This window comes from Caulobacter sp. FV2ps19 (assembly GCF_058681035.1).
Genome location: NZ_CM178729.1, coordinates 2608708 through 2632167 on the forward strand (window position 1 = coordinate 2608708; position 23460 = coordinate 2632167).

At 66.7% G+C, this 23460-nt stretch carries 21 protein-coding genes and 1 riboswitch; of the genes, 8 read left to right on the top strand and 13 right to left on the bottom strand.

Annotated features, from left to right (window positions below; genetic code table 11):
• Positions 1-53: 53 nt before the first annotated feature.
• From ACW18B_RS12305 to ACW18B_RS12340, 8 genes are all read right to left on the bottom strand, one after another.
• A complete protein-coding gene (locus ACW18B_RS12305) occupies positions 54-2435 on the bottom strand; it encodes a TonB-dependent receptor (protein ID WP_492047334.1) in 2382 nt (793 codons plus the stop codon).
• A gap of 409 nt (positions 2436-2844) precedes the next feature.
• A riboswitch (glycine riboswitch) is annotated at positions 2845-2933 on the bottom strand.
• Positions 2934-3135: 202 nt separating this feature from the next.
• Positions 3136-3714, bottom strand: coding sequence for a DUF1697 domain-containing protein (locus ACW18B_RS12310; RefSeq protein WP_492047335.1), 579 nt, complete (start codon positions 3712-3714; stop codon positions 3136-3138).
• Positions 3715-3798: 84 nt separating this feature from the next.
• Positions 3799-4956, bottom strand: coding sequence for a cystathionine beta-lyase (gene metC, locus ACW18B_RS12315; RefSeq protein WP_492047336.1), 1158 nt, complete (start codon positions 4954-4956; stop codon positions 3799-3801).
• Between the two features lie 25 nt (positions 4957-4981).
• Complete coding sequence (gene sseA, locus ACW18B_RS12320) at positions 4982-5839, bottom strand: 3-mercaptopyruvate sulfurtransferase (RefSeq protein ID WP_492047337.1); 858 nt, start codon at positions 5837-5839, stop codon at positions 4982-4984.
• 101 nt (positions 5840-5940) lie between these two features.
• On the bottom strand, positions 5941-6951 hold the full coding sequence (locus ACW18B_RS12325) for a cysteine synthase A (protein WP_492047338.1): 1011 nt from the start codon (positions 6949-6951) through the stop codon (positions 5941-5943).
• Between the two features lie 98 nt (positions 6952-7049).
• A complete protein-coding gene (locus tag ACW18B_RS12330; RefSeq protein WP_492047339.1) occupies positions 7050-7334 on the bottom strand; it encodes a hypothetical protein in 285 nt (94 codons plus the stop codon).
• Between the two features lie 117 nt (positions 7335-7451).
• Positions 7452-8687: a class I SAM-dependent methyltransferase gene (locus ACW18B_RS12335; RefSeq protein WP_492047340.1), complete on the bottom strand. Its 1236-nt coding sequence runs from the start codon at positions 8685-8687 to the stop codon at positions 7452-7454.
• A 46-nt stretch (positions 8688-8733) separates the two neighbouring features.
• A complete protein-coding gene (locus ACW18B_RS12340) occupies positions 8734-10185 on the bottom strand; it encodes a cryptochrome/photolyase family protein (protein WP_492047341.1) in 1452 nt (483 codons plus the stop codon).
• A 59-nt stretch (positions 10186-10244) separates the two neighbouring features.
• Between ACW18B_RS12340 and kdsA the strand changes: the two genes are divergently transcribed.
• The 4 genes from kdsA (at position 10245) to ACW18B_RS12360 (ending at position 14944) form a co-directional block, all read left to right on the top strand.
• Positions 10245-11111: a 3-deoxy-8-phosphooctulonate synthase gene (gene kdsA, locus ACW18B_RS12345; RefSeq protein WP_492047342.1), complete on the top strand. Its 867-nt coding sequence runs from the start codon at positions 10245-10247 to the stop codon at positions 11109-11111.
• 4 nt (positions 11112-11115) lie between these two features.
• Positions 11116-12117 carry an ADP-glyceromanno-heptose 6-epimerase gene (gene rfaD, locus ACW18B_RS12350; RefSeq protein WP_492047343.1) on the top strand — a complete coding sequence of 334 codons (1002 nt, stop codon included), beginning with the start codon at positions 11116-11118 and terminating at the stop codon, positions 12115-12117.
• A 25-nt stretch (positions 12118-12142) separates the two neighbouring features.
• A complete protein-coding gene (locus ACW18B_RS12355; RefSeq protein ID WP_492047344.1) occupies positions 12143-13384 on the top strand; it encodes an FAD-dependent oxidoreductase in 1242 nt (413 codons plus the stop codon).
• Positions 13385-13459: 75 nt separating this feature from the next.
• Positions 13460-14944 carry an OB-fold domain-containing protein gene (locus ACW18B_RS12360; RefSeq protein WP_492047345.1) on the top strand — a complete coding sequence of 495 codons (1485 nt, stop codon included), beginning with the start codon at positions 13460-13462 and terminating at the stop codon, positions 14942-14944.
• 7 nt (positions 14945-14951) lie between these two features.
• On the opposite strand, the gene ACW18B_RS12365 is transcribed toward ACW18B_RS12360, so the two are convergent.
• Together ACW18B_RS12365 and ACW18B_RS12370 are read right to left on the bottom strand one after the other, a co-directional pair.
• Positions 14952-15338, bottom strand: a complete 387-nt coding sequence (locus ACW18B_RS12365) for a type II toxin-antitoxin system VapC family toxin (protein WP_492047346.1) — start codon at positions 15336-15338, stop codon at positions 14952-14954.
• Entirely contained in the window at positions 15335-15589 is a 255-nt protein-coding gene (locus ACW18B_RS12370; RefSeq protein WP_492047347.1) for a type II toxin-antitoxin system VapB family antitoxin, read from the bottom strand. The genes ACW18B_RS12365 and ACW18B_RS12370 overlap by 4 nt, the downstream gene beginning before the upstream one ends.
• Positions 15590-15653: 64 nt before the next feature.
• Between ACW18B_RS12370 and ACW18B_RS12375 the strand changes: the two genes are divergently transcribed.
• Positions 15654-16856, top strand: a complete 1203-nt coding sequence (locus ACW18B_RS12375) for an acetyl-CoA acetyltransferase (RefSeq protein WP_492047348.1) — start codon at positions 15654-15656, stop codon at positions 16854-16856.
• A 31-nt stretch (positions 16857-16887) separates the two neighbouring features.
• The gene (locus tag ACW18B_RS12380; RefSeq protein WP_492047349.1) at positions 16888-18042 is read left to right on the top strand and encodes a DUF3089 domain-containing protein; all 1155 of its coding nucleotides are present in this window, start codon (positions 16888-16890) and stop codon (positions 18040-18042) included.
• Here the strand turns inward: ACW18B_RS12380 and ACW18B_RS12385 are convergent.
• Both ACW18B_RS12385 and ACW18B_RS12390 read right to left on the bottom strand, forming a co-directional pair.
• Positions 18009-18377, bottom strand: coding sequence for a DUF6285 domain-containing protein (locus tag ACW18B_RS12385; RefSeq protein WP_492047350.1), 369 nt, complete (start codon positions 18375-18377; stop codon positions 18009-18011). The genes ACW18B_RS12380 and ACW18B_RS12385 overlap by 34 nt on opposite strands.
• A complete protein-coding gene (locus ACW18B_RS12390) occupies positions 18374-19351 on the bottom strand; it encodes a phosphotransferase family protein (protein WP_492047351.1) in 978 nt (325 codons plus the stop codon). Before ACW18B_RS12390 ends, ACW18B_RS12385 begins: the two co-directional genes overlap by 4 nt.
• Positions 19352-19493: 142 nt before the next feature.
• On the opposite strand from ACW18B_RS12390, the gene ACW18B_RS12395 reads away from it, so the two are divergent.
• Together ACW18B_RS12395 and ACW18B_RS12400 are read left to right on the top strand one after the other, a co-directional pair.
• Positions 19494-20438, top strand: coding sequence for a DUF808 domain-containing protein (locus ACW18B_RS12395; protein WP_492047352.1), 945 nt, complete (start codon positions 19494-19496; stop codon positions 20436-20438).
• 8 nt (positions 20439-20446) lie between these two features.
• A complete protein-coding gene (locus ACW18B_RS12400) occupies positions 20447-21223 on the top strand; it encodes a retropepsin-like aspartic protease family protein (protein ID WP_492047353.1) in 777 nt (258 codons plus the stop codon).
• Positions 21224-21384: 161 nt separating this feature from the next.
• Here ACW18B_RS12400 and recG read toward each other — a convergent pair whose 3' ends face one another.
• Positions 21385-23460 carry an ATP-dependent DNA helicase RecG gene (recG, locus tag ACW18B_RS12405; protein ID WP_492047354.1) on the bottom strand — a complete coding sequence of 692 codons (2076 nt, stop codon included), beginning with the start codon at positions 23458-23460 and terminating at the stop codon, positions 21385-21387.

The following is a 23460-nucleotide window of genomic DNA, read 5'->3' on the forward strand; positions in this document are numbered from 1 at the left end:
ATACTCGAACGCTGTCCGGCCAGCCTCTCTTGAAGGCTGGCCGGAACGTGGACCTAGAAGTCGGCGGAAAGCGTGAACTGGATCGTGCGGTGCGACCCGGGCCGGAAGGTGGCCAGGGTGTTCACCGTGGTCCCGATCGTGCCCAGATAGTCGGTGTCGAAGATGTTATCCAGATTGACCCGCGCCTTGACCTGTTCGAACGGGCCAAAGCCGAAGCCATCGCCCATATCGACATAGGCGTTCCAGATCATGTAGCCGCCCGCCTTCTCGCTGTTGATGAAGTTGGTGAAGCGATCGTCGATCAGACGGCCCGAGAGGTTGAACACCAGACCATCGGTCGGCTCGACGGTGACACCGCCCTGGAAGATCCATTCGGGGAAGTCCGGCAGCTTCTTGCCCTTGATCGCCAGGGTGACAGGGGTGGCGGTGGCGCTGGAGCGATAGTTCAGGATGTCGTCCTGAAACTCGGCCTTGTTGTAGGACAGGTTGGTGTTGAAATAGATCTTGCCGCCCAGCGCTTCGGGCTTCCACTGGCCGCTGAACTCCGCGCCCGAGGCTTCGACGGCCCCGACGTTCTGGTAGAAGCTTTCCACCGTCGTGCTGCCCGGCACGACCGTGTTGAACTGCTGCAGACGGTTCTTGAACTGCGTCTTGTAGACCACGAACGAGGCGTTGAACGTCGGGCGGTTGGTGCGATAGCCCAGTTCAAAGTTCTTGGAGGTCTCGGCGTCGGGCGGCGATACCGTCGGGCTGGCGGCCGACAGAACGTCGTCTGCGCCGCGGGGCAGGGCCATGTTCTCGGAGTAGGACGAGAAGATCTGGTCGCGCGCGCCGACCGAATAGACCAGGCCCACCTGCGGCAGGAAGTTGTCGGACCAGTTGGCCTTGATCGTCGGCTGACGGCTGTTGATATAGTCGGCCGGGTTGCGATAGCCGCTGATCTTGTAGTCGACGTCGAGGGTCTTGAAGCCCAGTTCCAGCTTCAGGTCATCGTCCAGCAGCGACAGGGTGTCCTTCAGGAAGAACTGCGTGGTCTGCCGGGTCGAGGTGTAGTTGCGCTGCAGGTGGACGGGCTGGTTCAGCAGCGGGGCGCCGTCCGGATCGCCGTTCTCGACATTATAGCGGGCCTGGGTGCGGTGATAGTCGTCGTCCTCCAGCCAGACCCCGGCCGAGACGGTGTTTATGCCGACGAACCATTCGCCCTTGGCCGTGACGCCCTTGCGGGTGCCGTCGATGCCCGACAGGCCGTACTGGAGGCCCTTGGGCGCGGTCAGGCCCGCTACGATCAGGCGCTCGGCGTTATAGCTGGCCAGCGAGGTGGAATAGGATTCAGGCGAGACGCCGTAGCCGCTCTTGTCCTCATAATAGGCCGTGCTGGTCAGGTTGATGTTCTCGCCGATCGCGGTCTTGAACGTCAGGCCATAGAGGTGGTCCTGCCGCTTGTTGACGGCGAACTTGTAGTACTGGTTGTAACTGGCGTTCGAGTACGCAACTCCGGCCGTGGTCATCGGCAGCGAGGTCGCCGAGGCCGCCGAGCCCACCGCGCCCGACGCCGGCACATAGCTGAGATAGGCAAAATCACGGCCCGAGCGGCCGAAAATGTCTCCCGCCGAACCGTTGTACTGCGCCTTGGTGATGGAGGGGGAGTCGTAGTCGTAATAGTCGTTATGCACGGTCTGGAACGTCAGGCTGGTGGTCGCGCCCATGTCCCAGCGCAACTTGCCCTCATAGTGCTTGCGGTCGATCGTGCCCGGGCCGCGCCACAGGTCGCCCTTGATCCACGAGCCGCTGACATAGCCTGACAAGGGGCCGACCTTGCCGCTCTCCAGCCGCAGGAAGGTGCGCTTGAGCGCGTCGCTGCCGCGCGTGTAGCTGGCCGAACCGCCTGCGATCTCGCTGGGGGTCTGGGTGAAGTAGTCGACGATGGGGCCCAGCGAGGCGTAGCTGGGCAGGGCCACGTCGCCCGCGCCGGCCGAGGCGGTGACCCGCAGCAGGTTCTCGTTGTCGACATAGCGATAGATCGGGCTGCCGCCGAACTGGTCACTGCGCCCCATGGGGATGTCGTCGAGCAGGAAGCCGATCTGCTGGAAGTTGAAGGCCCGCACCGAGACAGAGTTTCCGAACTCGTACATGCCCAGGGCGTCATTGGCCTGGACGTTGAAGCCCGGCAGCGACTCCAGCATCTTCAGGCCCGTGACGCCGGCCGGGGCCGACAGCAGGGCCTCGCGCGTAATGGAAACCGTTGCGGTCGTCTGGTCGGTGCCGATGGCGACGCTGGCTTCCGACACACGTTTGCCTGTGACGACCAGCAGTTCGACCTCGGTCGAGGGCGCGGCCTCCTGGGCGAGGACGGGCGCTGCGCCTCCAAGAATTGTCGCGGCGAGCAGGAAGGCCCGGAAATGGCGCGAGGCCGGCGCAGTGTAGCTATTCGTCATGACTATCCCCAATCATTTGATTGAGGACAATTCAAACATCTCGCCCAATCCGTAAATTATGGAAACAACTTGGCGATAACAAAACTGGTTTCAGGCGAAAATAAAAGCACTCATGCGTGATTTGTGAACATTGAATGTTGCAAGTAATATATCAGTAAATGGCTTGTTCGCGAAAACCGCATGGGTAATCGCGTCATGTCTTCCAAGTATTGAAAAGTAGGGGCGGCGTTGTGGTGATTTCAGGTCATGGGTAGCCAAAAAGGTGTAGCGACAGGCTATCGCAGCCCGCCTTCCGCACCCCCGCTGTCCTTGGCTCCTGAGAGATTCAGCGGCACCTGTCTGATCGACGAGAGGCCGCCTTGCTCCTTCGGCGAGGGCCACGCAGACGCGCCCTGCTTTCCAGCGTTTCGAAGCCGTCGCGGTCCTTTTGCTTGAGCGTTTCCGGGGTGGTTTCGCCTTCAGCGCCGGGCCAGGCCCGGTCTCTCCCGCGAGAGCCCTGACAGTCAGTTCCGCTACAGCCCTTGCGTCAATTCGGGCAACGGCAGTGGTGTGTCTGACGAAGTCTGGCGCCCTGTTTGAGCGCAACCTGCGCTGATTTTCGCAGCGTCAGGCGCTGTGCGTTTGCTCTATCGCGCATCACGCTTTCAGAATCGGGTCGCGGTTCCTGTGCGGGCGCGCGCCGGGCGAGGGGACTACGGTGCTAGATATCCAGCGCAGCGGCGTCCTGGCCGGGCTCCGCTTCAGAGGTCGCCTCGCCGAGCGCCGCGATCTGCGTCCAGGGGCGGCTGGTGATGCGGGTCGAGAGCGCCTTTTCGACGATGTTGTTGCCAAACCGCGAGGCGCCCAGGCCGTCGGGATAGGTGACATAGAGCTGGCGGCTCTCGACGCGCAGCTGCTGGCCTTCGCTCAGCTTGGTGCGCAGGGCGCCGATGACCTTCTTGTCGGGCGCGTCCTTGAGAAACAGGATCATCAGCAGGCCGGGGTCGCTTTGCGCGAAGTCCGTGTACGGATTGGCGGCGATCATCGCCGCCCAGGCCTGGGCGGTGCGGACATAGATGTCGGTGCGCAGACCCAGACGGGCGTGGATCTCGGTCTCCAGGAAGTTCTGCAGGTCGGCGCCGGTGCGCTCGGGGCTGTCGAACACCAGGTTGTTGGCGCCGCCGACCGCGCGGGCGTTGGTCAGGCCCAGTTCGCCGAGCAGGGCGGTGAAGGTCTCGGCCGCGATCGGCTGCTGGCCGCCGACGCTGATACCGCGCAGCAGGGCGATGTGGGTGGTCATGGAGTCAGGTCTCGCGGGGAATGAAGCCGCCTTAGAGCACAAATCCGCCGAGTCTTCAGGCCGCCCTGTTCAAGTCGGGGCTATTCAAGCCGCCGCGTTCAGGGCGTCGAACCCGCGCTCCAGATCGGCGATCAGATCGGCCGGGCTCTCCAGACCGATATGCAGCCGCAGCAGCGGCCCCTCCAGCTTCACGGGGATCGAACGGCTCTTCAGTTGCGGGTCGCAGTGGATGGCCAGGCTCTCATAGCCGCCCCAGGAAAAGCCCAGGCCAAACAGCCGCAGGGCGTCGATGAAGGCGTGGACGGCCGCCTCGCGCGCCGGCTTCAGCACGACGCCGAACAGGCCGCAGGCGCCGGTGAAGTCGCGTGTCCACAGGGCGTGGCCGGGATCGCCGGGCAGGGCGGGATGCAGCACGCGCGAGACCTCGGGCCGCTGTTGCAGCCAGCGGGCGACCGTCAGGCCGTTCTCCTGATGGCGCGGCAGGCGGGTGGCCATGGTGCGCAGGCCGCGCAGCATGGTGTAGGCGTCGTCGGACGACACCGACCAGCCCAGGTCCCACATGGCGTCGATCAGCAGCTGGCCGACGGCAGGGTCCTTGGTGGCGACGCTGCCCATGAAACAGTCCGAATGGCCGCCGACATATTTGGTTAGGGCCTGGATGCTGAGCGTCACGCCATGGTCCAGCGGCTTGAAATAGAAGCCCGCCGCCCAGGTGTTGTCGATCAGGGTGAGAACGCCCCGGGCGTTGGCGGCGGCGGCCAGGGCGGGGATGTCCTGCATCTCGAAGGTCAGGGAGCCGGGGGCTTCCAGCACGATCAACCGGGTTTTCGGTGTGGTCAGGGCCATCAGGGCCTGAGGCGACAGGGCCGGGTCGTAATAGGTGGTGGTGACGCCAAACCGGCCCAGAACCTGGTCGCAGAACCGCCGGGTGGGCTTGTAGGCGCTGTCGACGACCAGGATCTCGTCGCCGGCCTTCAGCACCGCCAGCAGGGCCCCGGTGATGGCCGCCAGGCCAGACGGATAGAGGGTGACATTGGCCGCGCCCTCCAGCTCGGCCAGGGCCGTCTGCAGCGCGGCGGGGGTGGACAGGCCGGTGATGCCGTAGCTGATCAGGCTGTCGTCATACAGATCGGCGGCATTGGCCATCAGCACGGTCGAGCCGCGCTGGATCGGCGGATTGACGGTCCTGGGCGAGGGCGCCGAAGACGCGCCCGTGCGGATCAGGCGGGTTTCTCTATCCATGGGGCGCTCGGGGTCTCTGGACGGTTCAGGCGGGGCCGGTGGCGACCGGAACATCGTCCAGGCCGCCCCATTCGGTCCACGAGCCGTCATAGACCGCCGCGCGCGGATAACCCAGCCGCGCCAGGGCCAGGGCGACGACCGCGGCGGTGATGCCCGAGCCGCAGGTGGTGGCGATGGGCTTGGCGATGTCGACGCCGGCCGCAGAGAAGACACCCGCCAGCTTTTCGGCGCTCAGCATCGTGCCGTCCGGGGCCAGCATGTCGGCCAGCGGGATGTTGCGCGAGCCGGGGATGTGGCCGCCGCGCAGGCCGGCGCGGGGCTCTGGAACCTCGCCGGTGAAGCGGCCGGCGGGGCGGGCGTCGATCACCTGCTCGCGGCCGGTGTCGAGATTGCGCTTCATCTGGGCGGCCGAGCGGATGATGTCGGCCTGAAAGCGCGGGGTGAAGTGGCGCTCCTGCGGCAAGGCGGGGCCGTCCTCGACGGGCAGGCCCTCGGCGATCCACTTGGGCAGGCCGCCGTCCAGAACGACGACGTCCTCGTGGCCCATGGCCCGGAAGGTCCACCACACCCGGGCGGCGGGCAGGATGCCGGTGCTGTCATAGACCACGATGCGCGCGCCATCGCCCAGGCCCAGCTTGCGCACCCGCGAGGCGAACTTGATCGGGCTGGGCAGCATGTGCGGCAAGCTGGAGGTCTCGTCGGAGATCTCGTCGATGTCGAAAAATACCGCACCGGGGATGTGGACCAGAAGGAACTCTTCCTTCGGATCGCGCGGCGTGCCCGGCATGAACCATGAGGCGTCGACGATGCGCACGTCCGGCGCCTCGAGATGGTCGCGCAGCCAGGCGGTGGAGACGAGCGGATCGCTGGGGGAGGAGGTCATGGCGGCGCCTTTCGGGGTCTGACTCGCCCCTGTTGGAAGGTCGGGCAGGATTACGGGATCAGCGGCGGGGAGCAAGGGATCACGACCCCTTAAGCGCCCCCCTACATCCAGCCCGGCGTCGGCAGGCCCTTCTCGGCCAGGAAGGCGGGATTGAACAGCTTGCTCTGATAGCGCGCGCCGGGGTCGCACAGGATGGTCACGATGGTGTGCCCCGGACCCATGGCCCGGGCCATGTGCATCGCGCCGGCCACATTGATCCCCGACGAGCCGCCCAGGCACAGGCCCTCGTGCTCGATCAGATCGAAGACCACGCCGAGCATCTCCTCGTCGCTGATCCGGAACGGGTGATCCACCACCAGGCCTTCGAGATTGGCGGTGATCCGGCCCTGGCCGATGCCCTCGCTGATCGAGGTTCCTTCCGACTTCAGTTCGCCGTCCTTGTACCAGCTGTAGAGGGCGGCGCCGTGCGGGTCGGCCAGGCCGATCTTCACCGATGGCTTGCGTTCGCGCAGGGCGGCGGCGACGCCGGCCAGGGTGCCGCCCGAACCGATCGCGCAGATGAAGCCGTCGACCTTGCCACCCGTCTGGTCGAAGATTTCGGGGCCGGTGGTGGCGTAGTGCGCCTCGCGGTTGGCGACATTGTCGAACTGGTTGGCCCAGATGACGCCGTTGGGCTCGGTCTTGGCCAGCTCTTCGGCCAGGCGGCCGGAATAGCGGACATAGTTGTCGGGGTTGGAATAGGGGACGGCGTCGACCTCGACCAGTTGCGCGCCGAACAGCTTGATGGCGTCCTTCTTTTCCTGGCTCTGGGTGCGGGGGATGACGATCGTGGTCTTGTAGCCCAGGGCCGAGGCGACCAGGGCCAGGCCGATTCCGGTATTGCCCGCCGTGCCCTCGACGATCCGGCCGCCGGGCCTCAGCAAGCCCCTGGCCTCGGCGTCGCGGATGATGCCCAGGGCGGCGCGGTCCTTGACCGACTGGCCGGGGTTCATGAACTCGGCCTTGCCCAGGATCTCGCAGCCGGTCGCCGCGCTGGCGCGGTGCAGGCGGATCAAGGGGGTGTTGCCGATAGCGTCCAGAACACTGGGGGCGACGCTGGATTTGACGGTCATGGGCACGGATCGGTCTGGCTCGAGGGTTCGTGAGGGACGCTCATCCTAGATCGTGTCGCGACGACCGGAGGCAAGCCCAGTTTTCCTGATGGCGGCGTCTAGAGCGCGCCGACCCGGGTCTCGATGACGTTCAGCAGAGCCAGGGGGCCGCCGGCCGTGGTGGCGGCGCACCAGACGTGGTGCAGGCCCTCGACCTCGACCAGCTGGTTCTCGACGGCGTCGATCATGATCCCCTCGGCGAGGTCGATCGACACCTCGCCCAGCAGTTGCTCGTCCTGCAGCTCGCCGCACCAGGCGGTGACCGCATCGACCGGCGTGGCGGCGTCGAACTGGGTGATGTAGGTGCCGCCGTGGAAATCCAGGACCATGGTGTAGAGGTTCATCGGGGTGCGACCTCGCTGTGTTTTGACGATCTAGGCACAACGACGTCATGACGCGAAGGGGAAGTTTCGGAGCCTGTTTCGCGCCCCATGGGGGTTTCGACAGTCAGCTCGACGCCTTCAGGCCTTGCTCAGCCCCAGCTGGATCACATTGGTCCGCTCGGTGCGGAAGCCGGCTTCGCAATAGCTGAGATAGAACCGCCACAGCCGCCGGAACCGCTCGTCGAAGCCCAGCTTGGTGATCTCCTCCCAGGCGCCTTCGAACCGGTGGGCCCATTCGGCCAGGGTGTCGGCATAGTTCTGGCCAAAGCGGCGGACGTCGCGCCATTCCAGGCCGGCCCGCGTGGTCTCGGCCTTCAGGCGGGTCTCGCTGGGCAGCATGCCGCCCGGGAAGATGTAGCGCTGGATGAAGTCGGTCTGGGTCCGGTAGTGCTCGAACAGCTCGTCGCGGATGGTGATGATCTGCAGGCCCGCCCGGCCGCCCGGGGTCAGCACCTCGTGGATCTTGCCAAAATAGGTAGGCCAGTATTCCTCGCCTACGGCCTCGAACATCTCGATGGAGGCGACGCGGTCAAAGCGGCCTTGGATGTCGCGATAGTCGATCAGCTGGATGTCGGCCTTGTCGGCCAGGCCCAGCTCGAACAGCCGCTTGCGGGCGAACTCATGCTGCGACGGGGAGATGGTGACGGCCGTCACCCGCGCGCCGATCTCCTTGGCGGCGAACTCGGCGAAACCGCCCCAGCCGCAGCCGATTTCCAGCACGTGGTGATCGGGTTTCAGGTCGAGGGTCTTGGCCAGGGCGGCGTACTTGGCGGTCTGGGCCTCTCTGAGCGGCTGACCCGGCTGCTCATAGACCGCCGAGGAATAGGTCATGCTGGGGTCCAGCCACCGCGAATAGAAGGCGTTGCCCAGGTCGTAATGGGCGTGGATGTTGCGCTTCGAGCCCTTGCGGTCGTTACGATGGACCAGGTGATAGAGCGCGTTGATGGCGCGCATCACCACATTGCCCTGAACCAGGCCATGCAGGCGGTCGAAGTTCAGCGAGAAGGCCTCAAGCACCGTCGACAGGTCGGGCGTGTCCCATTCGCTGGCCATGAAGCCCTCGGCGAAGCCGATGTCGCCCGACGCCAGGGCGCGGCGCACGAAGCGATAGTCGCGAACCTGGATCACGGCGTTTGGACCTGGAGCCTTGCCGGTGATCTCGAACCTCTTGCCCGACGGCAGGATGAACGCCAGCGAACCCACCGCCCAGTTCTCGGCCGCAACGCGCAGGGCCGTCCGGAAGGCGCCGGGCGCGCTTCGCAGATCGGGGTCATTCCAGAGCGCTGTGTCCGAATAGGTCATGGCGGTCCGCATGCGGGCTCCTGGGCATTAACGCTCTTGAGACCGTCCCCGTAAATCCCTATCCGCCGGCTTTCAGGCTCTGATAGGCCGCCAGGGCGCGCGATCGCGCCTGACTGTGATCCACGATCGGTCGGCCATAGGTACGCCGGGCCCCTATGGAGAGATGCGCCGGCGCCATCCACGGCTTGTGGATAAAAGCGTCCGGCATGCTGGTCAGTTCCGGAACCCAGCGGCGGACATAGACGCCCCGGGGGTCGAACTTCTCGCCCTGGCTGATCGGGTTGAAGATCCGGAAATAGGGCGCGGCGTCGGCGCCGCTGCCGGCTGTCCACTGCCAGTTGCCGACATTGCTGGCGAGGTCCGCATCGACCAGGGTGTTCCAGAACCAGGCTTCGCCCAGCCGCCAGTCGATCAGTAGGTGCTTGATCAGGAACGAGGCGACGATCATTCGCACCCGGTTGTGCATATAGCCGGTTGACCACAGCTCGCGCATCCCGGCGTCGACGATCGGATAGCCGGTCTGGCCTTTGGACCAGGCCTTGAAGGCTGCATCGTCGCGGTTCCAGGGGAAGGCGTCGAACTCGGCGCGGAAATTGGCCGTGGTGATGTCCGGGCGATGGAACAGGATCGAGGCGTTGAACTCGCGCCAGCCCACCTCGGACAGGAATTTCTCTCCAGGCCCTGACGGGACATCGCCGGCGGCCATGGCGTTGCGGGTCGCGACCCAGACCTGACGTGGACCGATCTCACCGAAATGCAGATGCGGCGAGAGCAGGGAGGTGGCCTCGACGCCGGGGATGTCGCGCTGGTCGGCATAGTCCTGGACCTTGGAGGCCAGGAAGTCGTCCAGCCGCTGAGCGGCGCCGGCCTCGCCGGGCGTCCAGAGCGCGAAGCCGGTGGACCAGTCGGGCTGGGTCGGATGCAGGCCCCAGTCGGACAGGCTGTCGCTGACGGGATAGGCGGCGGGGGCGGGCAGGGCGCCGGGAGCGGGCGTGACATGAACCTCGCCCATCTGCGCCCGGGCCGCTCGCCAATAGGGGGTGAAGACCTTGTAGCCTTCGCCCGAACCGTTCTTCACGGTCCAGGGCTCGTTGAGCAGGCCGGCGTTGAAGCTCTCGCAGGCCAGGCCGCGGGCGCGCAGATCGGCCTTGATCGCGGCGTCGCGATCGATGCTGGCCTTGTCATAGAGCCGGTTCCAGACCACGCCGGCCGCGCCGGTCTCGGTGATCACGGCGTCCAGCACATCGGCGGCCGGGCCGCGCCGCAGGATCAGACGTCCGCCGCGCGCTTCAAGGTCGCGGGCCAGGGCCGCCAGCGACTTGTCCAGCCACCACAGCGAGGCGGCGCCCATCGGCCGAACGCCCGGCGTTTCATCGAGGATGTAGAGCGGAATGACCGGTCTTCCGGTGGCGATCGCCGCATTGAGGGCCAGATTGTCGGCCAGACGCAGGTCCTTGCGCAGCCACAGCAAGACCGGTCCGTCGCCATCCGTGTCGATCCGCACTTGCACCGTCTCGCTTCTGAGGCCACCTGTCAGGCCTGCCATCATTTCTCGCCGGAAGTCTTGCCTTGAGTCAGCCCCAAGCCGTAGCCCCAAACGCCGTCGTCGAAGTTCGGACCGCCAACGGAAAGCCCGTCCGCATCGGCAATGGCGAAAAGCTGTCGATCATCGCCGGCCCCTGCCAGATGGAAAGCCGCCAGCACGCGCTGGAGACCGCCCATGCCCTTAAGGAGATGGCCGATCGCCTGGGCGTCGGCCTGATCTACAAGACCTCCTACGACAAGGCCAACCGCACCTCGGCCAACGCCCAGCGCGGCATCGGGCTGCATGACAGCCTGCCGATCTTTCAGGAGATCCGCGAGGTCACCGGCCTGCCGACCCTGACCGACGTCCACGAGATCAGCCACTGCGCCCCGGTGGCCGAGGCGGTCGACGTGATCCAGATCCCGGCCTTCCTGTGCCGCCAGACCGATCTGCTGCTGGCCGCCGCCGCGACGGGCCGCGCGATCAACATCAAGAAGGGTCAGTTCCTGGCCCCCTGGGACATGAAGAACGTCATCGCCAAGGTCACCGGCGCCGGCAATCCCAATGTCATGGCCTGCGAGCGCGGCGTGTCGTTCGGCTACAACACCCTGGTCAGCGACATGCGCGCGTTGCCGATCATGAAGGAGATCGGCTGCCCGGTGGTGTTCGACGCCACTCACAGCGTCCAGCAGCCCGGCGGCCTGGGCGGCTCGTCGGGCGGTCAGCGCGAGTTCGTGCCGGTGCTGGCCCGCGCGGCCGTGTCGATCGGCGTGGCCTGCGTGTTCATGGAAACCCATCCGGATCCGGACAACGCCCCGTCGGACGGTCCCAACATGGTGCCGATGAGCCAGTTCGAGGCCCTGGTCGCCAACCTGCTGGACTATGACGCCCTGACCAAGCGGGCGGCCTGATCGTATGACCCGACGCACAGTTCTCGTCACCGGCGGCGCCGGCTTTATCGGCTCCAACATCGTCGCCAGGCTGGCTGAGGATCCGGCCATCGACGTGGTGGTCTGCGACCGCCTGCGCGACGCGGCCAGCGGCAAGTGGCGCAATATCGCCAAGGCGCCGATCGCCGACTTCGTGGCGCCTGAGGATCTGTTCGCCTGGCTGGCCAGGCGCGGCGGCGACGTCGAGCTGGTCATCCACATGGGCGCGGTGTCCTCGACTACCGAGCCGGACGTCGACAAGATCGTGCAGGCCAATTTCGTGCTGTCGCGCGACCTGTGGACCTGGTGCGCCGAGCATGGCCGGCGGATGATCTACGCCTCCTCGGCGGCGACCTATGGCGACGGCAGCCGGGGCTTCGAGGGCCTTGATGACATGGGTTCGCTGAAAGCCCTGCGACCGCTGAACGCCTATGGCTGGTCCAAGGCGATCTTCGATCTCTACGCCGTGCGTGAAGCCGCGCGCGGTCAGGCGCCGCTGCAGTGGGTGGGTCTCAAGTTCTTCAATGTCTACGGCCCCAATGAAGGCCACAAGGGCGGCATGAAGTCGGTGGTCGCCCAGATCTGGCCGCATGTCGCGGCCGGTGAAGGGGTCAAGCTCTTCAAGTCGCACAATCCCGACTATGCCGATGGCGGTCAGCTGCGCGATTTCGTCTATGTGCGCGACGTCGCCGACATCGTCGGCTGGTTGACCGACAATCCGCAGGTCAACGGCATTTACAATCTGGGCTCGGGCGAGGCGCGCGCCTTCAAGGATCTGGCCGAGGCGACGTTCCGGGCCATCGGCCGCGAGCCGGACATCAGCTATGTCGACATGCCCGAGGTCCTGCGCGGCAAGTATCAGTACTTCACCCAGGCGAAGATGGAGCGTCTGCGGGCGGCCGGCTACGCCGCACCAATGACCTCGCTTGAGGATGGCGTGACGGACTATGTGGCCGGGTATCTGAATACGGATGATCCGTTTCGGTAACGGCAAGCGGATGGAGGTTTGAGCGATGAGCGCCGCCGCCACTCAGGGTCTGGATGTCGAGTGCTGCATCGTTGGCGGCGGCCCCGCCGGGGTGATGGCGGGGTTCCTGCTGGCCCGGGCCGGCATTTCTGTCGTGGTGCTGGAAAAGCATGGCGACTTTCTGCGCGATTTCCGCGGCGACACCGTGCATCCTTCAACCCTTCAGGCCTTTGCCGATCTGGGGCTGCTGGACGCCTTCCTGAAGTTGCCTCACACCGAGATCAGCCGACTGTCGGGCGAGTTTGGCGGCAAGCTGATCCATCTGGCCGACTTCTCGCACCTGCCCACAGCCGCGCGCTTCATTGCGTTGATGCCGCAGTGGGATTTCCTCGACTTCCTGGTGAGTCAGGCGCGGAAATTTCCGACATTCCAGATGGCCATGAGCGCTCGCGCCACCAGTCTGATCGAGGTCGACGGGCGCGTGGTCGGCGTCAGGGCCGAAACGCCGCAGGGTCTTATGGAAGTCCGTGCGCGGCTGGTGATCGCCGCTGACGGTCGCAGTTCGATCCTGCGCGGTCAGGCCAAGCTGCCGGTGACGGACCTGGGCGCGCCGATGGATGTGCTCTGGATGCGGCTGTCGCGTCGGCCGACCGATAATCCTGAGGCCTCTCTGGGGCGGATCAGCGATGGTCGGATGTTCGTGATGATCCCGCGCGAGGGCTATTTCCAGTGTGGCTATGTGGCGGCGAAAGGCCGTTTCGGAGCGATCCGGGCGTCGGGCATTGAGGCCTTCCGCCGCGACGTCGCCTTGGCCGCACCCGCCATCGCCGATCGCGTGGACGAATTGAAGAGCTTCGATGACGTGCACCTGTTGAGCGTCACGGTGGACCGGCTGGAGCAATGGTCGCGACCGGGGCTGTTGTGTATCGGCGACTCCGCGCATGCCATGTCGCCGGTCGGCGGCGTGGGGATCAACCTGGCGATTCAGGACGCCATCGCGGTGGCGAACCTTCTGTATGACGCCTTCGCCGGTTCTGATGATGTACTGGACGCGCGGCTCGATAGCGTGCGCGCCAGACGTTTGCCGGCCGTCAAGGCGCTACAGGCCCTGCAGGTCTTCGTGCAGGACCGTGTGATCGGGGCGGCGTTGGGCGGACGGCCCCTGAAAGCCCCGGCTGCGGCGCAGATGTTCAACCTCTTTCCGATTCTGCGCCGGATACCGGCCCGACTGATCGGCATGGGCCTGCGCATGGAGCGGATCACCTCGCCCGAGGTTGGCCGCGCTTGACGAAGCGGCACGCTTGAAGGGCGCGCGGGCCCGGGCATAGGCTGGGTCAACGCGACAAGATTGAGGGATGGAGACATGGTCGGCATCGCCGCCTGGGGCGCTTATGCGCCGCGCCTGCGCTTAGGCCGCAAGGCGGTGGTCGAGGCCAACGCCTGGGTCGCGCCCAACCTCAAGTCCAAGGGCAAGGGCGAGCGCTCGATGGCCAACTGGGACGAGGACGCCCTGACCATGGCCGTCGAGGCGGCCCGAGACGCGTTGGGCGCGGGTGACGACCGCAGCCATGTCGACGCCCTTTATTTCGCCTCGACCACCGCGCCGTTCGCCGACCGGCTGAACGCGGGGATCGTTTCGGCGGCCCTGACCCTGGAAAAGTCGATCACCGCCAGCGACGTCACCGGCTCGCAACGCTGCGGCCTGACGGCCCTGGGTCAGGCTCTGGCTGCGGTGGCGGGCGGCGCGGCCAAGACGGCGCTGGTCGCGGCCGGCGAGCGTCGCAAGGCGCGAGCGGCCTCGGCCCTGGAGCTGGACTGCGGCGACGGTGCGGCGGCCTTCGTGGTCACCGCCGAGGGCGGCGCGGCTGACTTTCTGGGGCGCGGCAGCGTCACCGACGACTTCGTCGATCACTTCCGCGGCAATGACGGCGGCTTCGACTATCAGTGGGAAGAGCGCTGGATCCGCGACGAGGGCATCGTCAAGCTGGTCCCGCCGGCCATCAAGCGCGCGCTGGAGGCGGCCGGCGTCACGGCCGCAGAAGTCGCCCATTTCTGCTTCCCGTCGACCTTTTCCGGCATGGCCGCGACCCTGGCCAAGAGCCTGGGCATTGCGCCCGAGGCCGTGCGCGACAACCTCGCCGCGGTGATGGGTGAAGCGGGCGCCGCCCACGGGCCGATCCTGCTGGCCCACGCCCTGGAGCAGGCGAAGGCGGGCGAGATCATCCTTGTCGCCCAGTTCGGCCAGGGCGCCGAGGCCTTGGTGTTCCGGGCCACCGGTGCGGCCGAGGCCAGGCCGGCGCGCGGCGTCACCGGATCCCTGGCTGACCGCCAGGAAGAGACCAACTATCTGAAGTTCCTGACCTTCAACGGCCTGATCGACTGGGACAAGGGCATGCGGGCCGAGAAGGACAACAAGACGGCCCTGACCACCCTTTATCGCAACGAGGACATGATCCTGGGTCTGGTCGGCGGGCGCTGTCGCGAAAGCGGCGTCGTGCAGTTCCCACGCACCCGGATCTCCGTGGCCCCCAACCATCCCGCCGTGGACACCCAGGAGCCGTACCGCTTCGCCGAGCGCAAGGCTTCGGTGCTCAGCTATTCGGCCGACTATCTGACCTTCTCGATGGCCCCGCCCAACCACTACGGGATGATCGTCTTCGAGGAGGGCGGCCGGATCATGATGGACATCACCGACGTCTCGCCCGGCGATGTCGACACCGGTCTGCCGGTCAAGATGGTGTTCCGCATCAAGGACATCGACGAGAAGCGCGGTTTTGTCCGCTATTTCTGGAAAGCCGCGCCGGACCGATCGGCCGCTTCAGCCCAAACCGCCGTCGCGGCGGAGTAGGGCGGTGTCAAGCCGCGCGCTTCACATCGGTGGCGGCGAAGTCCTCGCCCTTGAACAGCAGCGGCAGGTCGCGCGATCTGGCCAGGGCGTAGCTGAAGCAGTCGCCCATGTTCAATCCTTTCCGGCCAAAGCGATATTTCTCGTAGGCGGCTTTGGCGATCAGCAACTGTCCTTCGTCAAAGGGCTCGGTGATCACGTCAAGCTCGGACATGAACCGCTCGGCGGCCTCGACGTCTGGTCGTCCCTTTCGATGCAGACACACGGCATGGAGCTCCAGTCGCGTGCTTGCCGAGATGAGAACGCCATTCGCTGTCGCAATGGCCCTCATGAAGTCTTCGGCCTCAGGCTCTCCCCAGATGATGGCCAGGATCGCCGACGTATCGAGCACGATCACTTCGGCAGGCCGTTTTCATCGTACAGGATATCGTCAGGGTCGCGGGGGTCGAGCACCGGAAGGCTTGCGGAACGCTGCTGCAACGACCGCATGAAAGTCATTTTCTCTTCCACCGTTCGAGGCTTGTTCGAGGTTCGATCCACGCGTTCTCGCAACGCGACAATGACGGCTTCCGTCAGGCTTTCGCCTGTCAGTTCAATGAGTTGTCGCGCAAGGCGATCTGCCTCCGCATTGCGGATGTAGAGGGTCATGACGCTGTATATACACCCAATCAATACGGCCTCCAAGCCGACCGGAACCTAGGGAGCACTCACCATGGCCAAGGGCATTCGCGACAAGGTCGCCATCCTGGGGATGGGCTGCAGCAAGTTCGGCGAGCGTTGGGACTGCGGGCCCGACGACCTGATGGTGGAAGCCTATATCGAGGCCATGAGCGATGCGGGCATCGAGCCCAGCCAGCTGGACGCGGCCTGGTTCTCGACCCATGTCGACGAGATGGGGACGGGCAAGGGCGGCACGCCGATGTCGATCGCCCTGCGCCTGCCCAATATCGCCGTCACCCGGGTGGAGAACTTCTGCGCCTCGGGTTCGGAAGCCTTCCGGGGGGCGGTCTATGCCGTGGCCTCCGGCGCGGCCGACATCGCCATCGCCCTGGGTGTCGAGAAGCTGAAGGACACCGGCTATGGCGGCCTGCCGGTCGCCAATCCCGGCACCCTGACGCCGCAGGTGATGCCCAACGGTTCCGCGCCCGGCAACTTCGCCCAGCTGGCCAGCGCTTACCGCGCCAAGCACGGGGTCTCCAAGGACGATCTGAAGCGCGCCATCGCCCATGTTTCGGTCAAGAGCCACGCCAACGGGGCCAAGAACGCCAAGGCCCACCTGCGCAAGCCCATCACCGTCGAGCAGGTGCTCAATGCGCCGATGATCGCCGAGCCCCTGGGCCTGTTCGACTGCTGCGGCGTGTCGGACGGCGCGGCCGCCGCCATCGTCACCACGCCCGAGATCGCCAGGGCGATGGGCAAGACCAACCTGACCATGGTGAAAGCCATCCAGCTGTCGGTCTCCAACGGCTATGAGAGCCAGTATAACGGCTGGGACGGCAGCCACTTCCACACCGCGCGCATCGCCGCCGGCAAGGCCTATCGCGAGGCCGGCATCGAGCGGCCGCGCGAGCAGATCTCGATGATCGAGGTGCATGACTGTTTCTCGATCACCGAGCTGGTGACCATGGAGGACCTGTTCATCTCGCCAGAAGGTCAGGGCTGGCGCGACGTGATGGACGGCTTCTATGACGCCGACGGCGGGGTGCCGTGCCAGATCGACGGCGGCCTCAAGTGCTTTGGCCATCCGATCGGGGCCTCGGGCCTGCGGATGCTGTACGAGATGTACCTGCAACTTCAGGGCCGGGCCGGCGAGCGGCAGCTGAAAGACCCGGTTTTCGGCATGACCCACAATCTGGGCGGCGCGCCGGCCAGCAATGTGTGCTCGGTGGCGATCATCGGGCAGGAGGGGGCTTAATCCCCGCGCGGCCATGGTGTAACCCAAGGTCATGGGCGACCGTTTCAAGGGCTTCAAACGCTGGATCTTCGCCGGGGCCGTCCTTTTGACGGCCCTGGTCGTGGCCGCTGCGTTCGTGTGGCGCTTTGACATCCTCAGCAACGCCCTGGATCCCAAGATCCCGTTCCTGACCTATGATCCGCCGCCGGCCCCGGATTACGGCAAGGCTTCGTCCTGGGCCCTGCGGCCCAAGGATCCGGCAAGACCCGGAACGGGCGATCCGCCGGCCGATGTGTTCTTCGTCCACCCCACGACCTTCGATGGCGGCCAGGACTGGAACGGCGCCATCGATCAGCCTAAGGCCCAGCGGTTCCTGTCGCGGGTGGTGCTGCCCAACTATGCCGGGCCCTTCTACCGCGTCGGTCGGGTGTTCGCGCCGCGCTATCGTCAGGCCAGCCTCTACACCTATCTGACTCTTCGCGACGACGCCCGCGACGCGCGACGCTTCGCCTATGGCGACGTGCGCGAGGCGTTTAGGCTCTATCTGACCCAGTACAACAGGGGTCGTCCGTTCATCATCGTCGGGGTCGAGCAGGGGGGCGCCATGGCGGCGCGCCTGCTGCGCGAGGAGATCGGCGCCGATCCGGCCGTTAAGCCGCGCCTGATCGCCGCCTATCTGGTTGAAACCGTTGTGCCGGCCGAGGAATACGGCCCGGGAGCGCCTCTGCCCGCTTGCGAACGGCGCGACCAGACGGGTTGTGTCGCCGCATGGGCCTCGACCCAGGAGGGCGATTTCCAGCGTCTGCAAGAGTTGATGCATCGGTCGTTGATCTGGGACGACGGCGATAGACTGATTGACCTGAACGGCCGCCGCGCCCTGTGTTTCAACCCCTTGCTCGGCGGCGTCAGCCTCGAGCGGGCTCCCGCCCGGCTGAACCTGGGCGCCGCCAATGCGACCGGGCTGGACTGGGGCGCCCGGCCGGCCTTCCTGCAACGTCAGGTCTGGGCGCAGTGTGAGAACGGCCTGCTGCACACCAGTCGTCCAAAGTCCAAGGCGCTGCGTGACGCCGGCTCCTGGGCTGATCGTCGCAAGGTCGACAGCTTCAACCTGTTTTATGCCGACGTGGAGGCCGACGCTCTGGGGCGCGTGGCGATCATGAGCGGTCAGCCGCTTCAGTCGTCGAGCAGGGCCGCCAGCCCGCAATAGGTCGGCTGGTCGATGGCGATCCGGTCGATCGCGGTCGCCCTGAGATGGGCCAGCAGGGCGGGGGCGTTCGGCTTGATCGCACCCGACCGCAGCGCCTGGCATAGCCGGCGATTCAGCTCCGCGAAATCACCTTCGACCCCCAGCAGGGCCGCCAGCCGCGTTCGTTCGGCCGTTTCGCCCGCCGCGCCGAGCGCCTGCTCCCGCTGAAGCAAGGCCCGGGCGTTGTCGGTCACACGCGCCAGAAAGGCGTGACGGGCGTCGCCGGGTTGATCGGTCTCGCGATCAGAGGCGTCGACAGCGGTCTGGAGTTCGGTGGCGGTGGGGCAGGTGATCATGTCGCGCGCTCCATCAGCAGGACGAGGTCAATCTCGGTCTCGCTGACCCGCCGGCCGATCATCGCCCGCTCGATCGACGGATCGGCCCCGCTGGCGAAGCTGGCGTACATCATCAGGCACATCACGCCCCATTTTAGCGAGCCCAGAGCCTGCCAGAACCGTAGTCGCGACAGCGGGATCTCTCGCCCGCCCGCAGCGGCATAGCCGTCCAGAAGGGTCTGGTAGCCGCCAAAGCCGCCCACCGGGCTTCGCCATTGCCCGAACCGCCAGGAATTGACGCACAGCCAGCCCAGATCCTCGGCCGGGTCGCCCAGATGGGCCAGCTCCCAGTCCAGCACCCCGACCAGACCGCGCTCGGGATGGATCATCAGATTGCCGTTGCGAAAGTCGCCATGCACCAGAACCGGCGGCAGGGGCGGGGGCGCAGACGCCTCCAGCCAGCGGAAGGCGGCCTCGAAGGTCGGCAGTTCAGCGCCCAGCTGACGATAGATCGCCTCATAGCGGGCCAGTTCGCCCAGGGCGTCCGAGGTGGTCAGCGGCGGTAGATCATCCTGGGCGGCGCCGTGGATCTGCGCCAGAACCTCGCCGCAGCGCCGCGCCAGGCCCGGTCGCACCATGTCGAACGCGGCGTCGCGGACGATGCGCTTGCCCAGGGTCTCGCCCTCCAGCCGCCGCATGACAAAGGCCTCGCCCAGGCCATCGGCGGGATCGCAGACATGCTCGACGACCGGGACGGGCGCGCCGGCCCGGCCGGCGGCGACGATCAGGGCGGCTTCTTGCGCTAGGGACGCGGCGGTCTCGCGGGGCGGGGCGGCGTCGGGGCGGCGTCGCAGGATCAGAGGGGTTCCGTCATCGAGGTCGAAGGCCCAGGTTTCGAGGCTGGCGCCGCCCGACAGCCGCCAGGCGTTTAGGGCCGCGGTCGCTGTCGGCGACAGGCGCGGCGCGAGACGGGACAGGGCTGAGGGAATGTCCATAGGGCTAGGTTTCAGGGCTCACCCAGCGTCATGCAAGGGCATGCGCTGGCTCGGAGCGACGGCGCTGTCGACTTTGGCGGCGGATCACCGCAACTTGCACGCCGTTTCGTTCTCGCGCTCAGCGCGCCTTTTGAGAGTGTCCATGCCGTCTGGTCTCGCCGCCCTGCTGGATGACGTCGCCGCCATCACCAAACTCGCCGCCGCGTCTCTTGACGATGTCGGCGCCGCCGCGGGCAAGGCGGGAACCAAGGCCGTGGGAGTCGTGGTCGACGACACGGCCGTGACGCCCGGCTACGCCATGGGCTTCACGCCCGAGCGGGAACTGCCAATCGTCTGGAAGATCGCCGTCGGGTCGTTCCGCAACAAGCTGGTGTTCCTTTTGCCGGGAGCCTTGCTGCTGAGCGCCTTCGCGCCCTGGGCCGTGACCCCGATCCTGATGCTTGGCGGCTCCTATCTGTGTTTTGAGGCCACCGAAAAGATCATCGAGGCCGTCGCAGGCCACGATCCCGTCGAAGAGCCTGAGGAACTGGCGCTCAGCGGCCCGGCCCTGGAAGCCCAGAAGGTCAATGGCGCGATCCGCACCGATCTGATCCTGTCGGGTGAGATCATGGCTATCGCCCTGGGCACGGTCGCTGAACGACCGCTGCTGATTCAGGCGGGGGCCCTGGCCTTGGTCGGGATCCTGCTGACCATCGCCGTCTATGGCGTGGTGGGTCTGATCGTAAAGATGGACGACATCGGCCTGCACCTGTCGCGGCGCAGGACCGCGCCGGTGCGCGCCTTCGGACGCGGTCTGGTCAAGGCCATGCCCATTACCATGGAGGCCCTGACCGTGATCGGCACCGCCGCCATGTTGTGGGTCGGCGGCGGTATCATTGTTCATGGCCTGGAGCATTTCCACCTGACGCCGATCCCAATCTGGGTGGAGGCCTTCTCCCATTGGGCGGCCGGCGCGCCGTCGGTGGGCGCGGCGACCGGCTGGATCGCGTTCGCGGCGGGCTCGTCGGTGGTGGGACTGGCCGTGGGCGGCATGTTGGCGGGCCTGATGCATCTGTGGACGCATCGCAGCGCCGCTGCGACGCACTGAGCGGGCCGGTGTCAGGCGACAACAATCCCTGGGGGCGTCAAGCCGAGGAGGCGAGCACGCCGCCGCCCGCGCCAGGCCCGTCCCGGCGCTGGCTCTGGCTGCTGTTCCTGGTCGCCCTGATCGGCATTGTCGTCGCCCTGGCCCGGGCCTTCCCTGAGTCCGTGCGCACCGGCGACGACTGGGCCAACATCGCCTTTCGGGTCGGTCTGGTGGTGGTGGTCTGTTCGGGTCTGGCGCGGCTGCCGCGGGGCGCCATCGGCAGACATCTGCGCTACGCCGCGATCTGGGCGGTGATCGTTGCGGTCCTGGCGCTGGGCTTTGCCTATCGTGAGGAGCTCGAGGACGTTTCGAACCATCTGCGCATCGCCTTCAGCGGCGGCGACCCCGTGGCCATTTCCGAGCACGAAATGGTCATCCCGCGTGACGAAGGCGGCGGTTTCACGGTGGTGGCCCTGGTCAACGGACAGCGCGTGCGGTTCGCCGTCGACACCGGCGCGACCGAGACCGTGCTCAGTCCCGATGACGCCCGACGGCTGGGCGTCGATGTCGACGGCCTGCGCTATGACAATGTCGCCGAAACCGCCAACGGCCTGGGCTATGGGGCGCCCTACACCGCTGACAGCCTGGCGGTCGGCCAGATCCGGATCAACGATTTCGACATGATCATCAACAAGGCCCCGATGAGCACCTCGCTTCTGGGCATGAGCTTCCTCAACCGCCTGGAGGCGTTCGAGGCCCGGCGGGGCAAGCTGACCCTGAAATGGCGCGACGGGCCTGAGCGGTAGGCACCGTGGACAGAGGGGCGGTCGCCCGCCATGGGGGCCGCCCTGGTCCTTCGACAAGCTCAGGATGAGGGCTATTTCACCGCCCACTCACTCGAAAACCTCATCCTGAGCCTGTCGAAGGGCGAGGTTTTCGCGCCACGGCGGTCAATGTTCATACAGCCCTAGCCCGCGTCGTGCAGCGGCGAGGCCGGTTTCCAGTCGAACAGTTCCTGCAGCGTCCGCACCGCCAGGCCGCGCGGCGAGGTGAGGTCTGGATCGCGGGCCAGGATCAGTCGGGCGTCGTCGGCGGCCACGGCGATCAGGTCGCGGTGGGCCACAGGATCGGCCAGGCGATAGGCGGGAAAGCCGCTTTGCTTGAGGCCCAGGGGATCGCCGCCGCCGCGTAGTTCCAGATCCTTCTCGGCGATTTCGAAGCCGTCGTCGGACTTGCGCAGGATGTCCAGCCGCTGCTGGGCGGTGTCGGACAGCGGCAGGTCGTACAGAAGCACGCACGAGCTTTCCCGCGCGCCGCGGCCGACCCGGCCGCGCAGCTGGTGAAGTTGGGCCAGGCCAAAGCGTTCGGCCTGTTCGATGACCATGATGCTGGCGTTGGGCACATTGACGCCGACCTCAACCACGGTGGTGGCGACCAGCACCGAGACCTTGCCCTCGACGAAATCGGCCATCACCGCATCCTTTTCGGCGGCCGCCATCTGACCGTGCACAAGACCCACCGACGAGCCGATGATCTGACGCAGGTCAGCGGCGCGGGCTTCGGCGGCCTGCATGTCGATCTTCTCGGATTCCGAGACCAGCGGGCAGATCCAGAAGGCTTGCGCCCCACTGGCGGCGGCGGCCTTCAGGCGGGCGATGATCTCGGGCAGGCGGGTCATGGGCACAGCGCGGGTGGCGACCGGCGTGCGGCCCGGCGGCTTCTCGTCGATGCGCGAGACGTCGAGATCACCGAACACCGTCAGCTCCAGGGTGCGCGGGATCGGCGTGGCCGACATCGCCAGCAGATGCACCCGGTCGCCCTTGTCCTGCAGCCGGCGACGTTCATTGACGCCGAAGCGGTGCTGTTCGTCGATGATCGACAGGCCCAGGGCCTTGAAAACCACATCGTCCTGAAAGAGCGCGTGGGTGCCGATGGCTACAGCGTGCGCGCCGTCGGCTAGGCCGGCCAGCTTGGCGGCGCGGCCCGCGCCCTTGTCGCGGCCGGTCAGCAGGATCACCGATAGGCCCAGTGCGGCTAGCGGCCCGGCCATGGTCTCGTAGTGCTGGCGCGCGAGGATCTCGGTGGGGGCCATGAAGGCCGACTGCAGGCCCGCGCCAGCGGCGTCGGCGATGGCCAGCATGCCGACCACGGTCTTGCCCGAGCCGACGTCGCCCTGCAGCAATCGGCTCATGCGCTCGCCGGAGGCGAGATCACCCCGAACTTCAGAGAGCGCCCGGATCTGGGCGCCGGTCAGCTTGAAGGGCAGGGCTTTTTCGACAGCCTCCGCCAGGGGGCTGGGACCGACGCGCGGCGCGGGCTGGGCGCGGCGCGAGGCCTTGCGCTGGGCCAGGGCCAGCTGATGGGCCAGCAGCTCGTCATAGGCGAGCCGGCGGCGATGCGGCGACAGGGGCGAGACATCGGCCTCGCCGGTGGGATTATGGGCGGCGGCGAAGGCCTCGCGCCAGCCGGGCCAGGCCTCGCGCGCCTTCCAGGCGGGATCCAGCCACTCCGGCAGCTCAGCGGCGCGCTCGAGAGCCTCCAGGGCGAAACGGCGGAAGGTGCGCGAGGGCAGGCCGGCGGTGGCCGGATAGACGGGCTCGAACGCGGGGATCTCGCCAGCGCGGTCCTCGGGCAGCAGGTATTCGGGGTGGGCGACCTGGATCTCGGAGCCGAACCGCTCGACCTTGCCGCTGACGGCGCGGCGGGCGCCCACGGGGTGCTGTCGCTCCAGGTGAGGTCCGTGGCCCTTGAACCAGGTCAGGGTCAGGAAGCCGGTTTCGTCCCAGGCGCGGATCTTCCACGGCTGACCCAGGCGGCTGGGCGGCTGGTGGGCGTCGATACTGACGGTGAAGGTCTGGACCTGACCGTCGATCGCGTGGTCGACGGTGGTGGCGGTGCGCCTGATGACGCTCTGTGGGGGCGTGAACAGCACGTCGCGGACGATGGCCCCGGCGACACGCTCGACCAGAGGCGCGACGCGCGGCCCCACGCCTTTCAGCGTGGAGACCGGCGTAAACAGCGGAAAGAGAATCTCTGGTCTCAT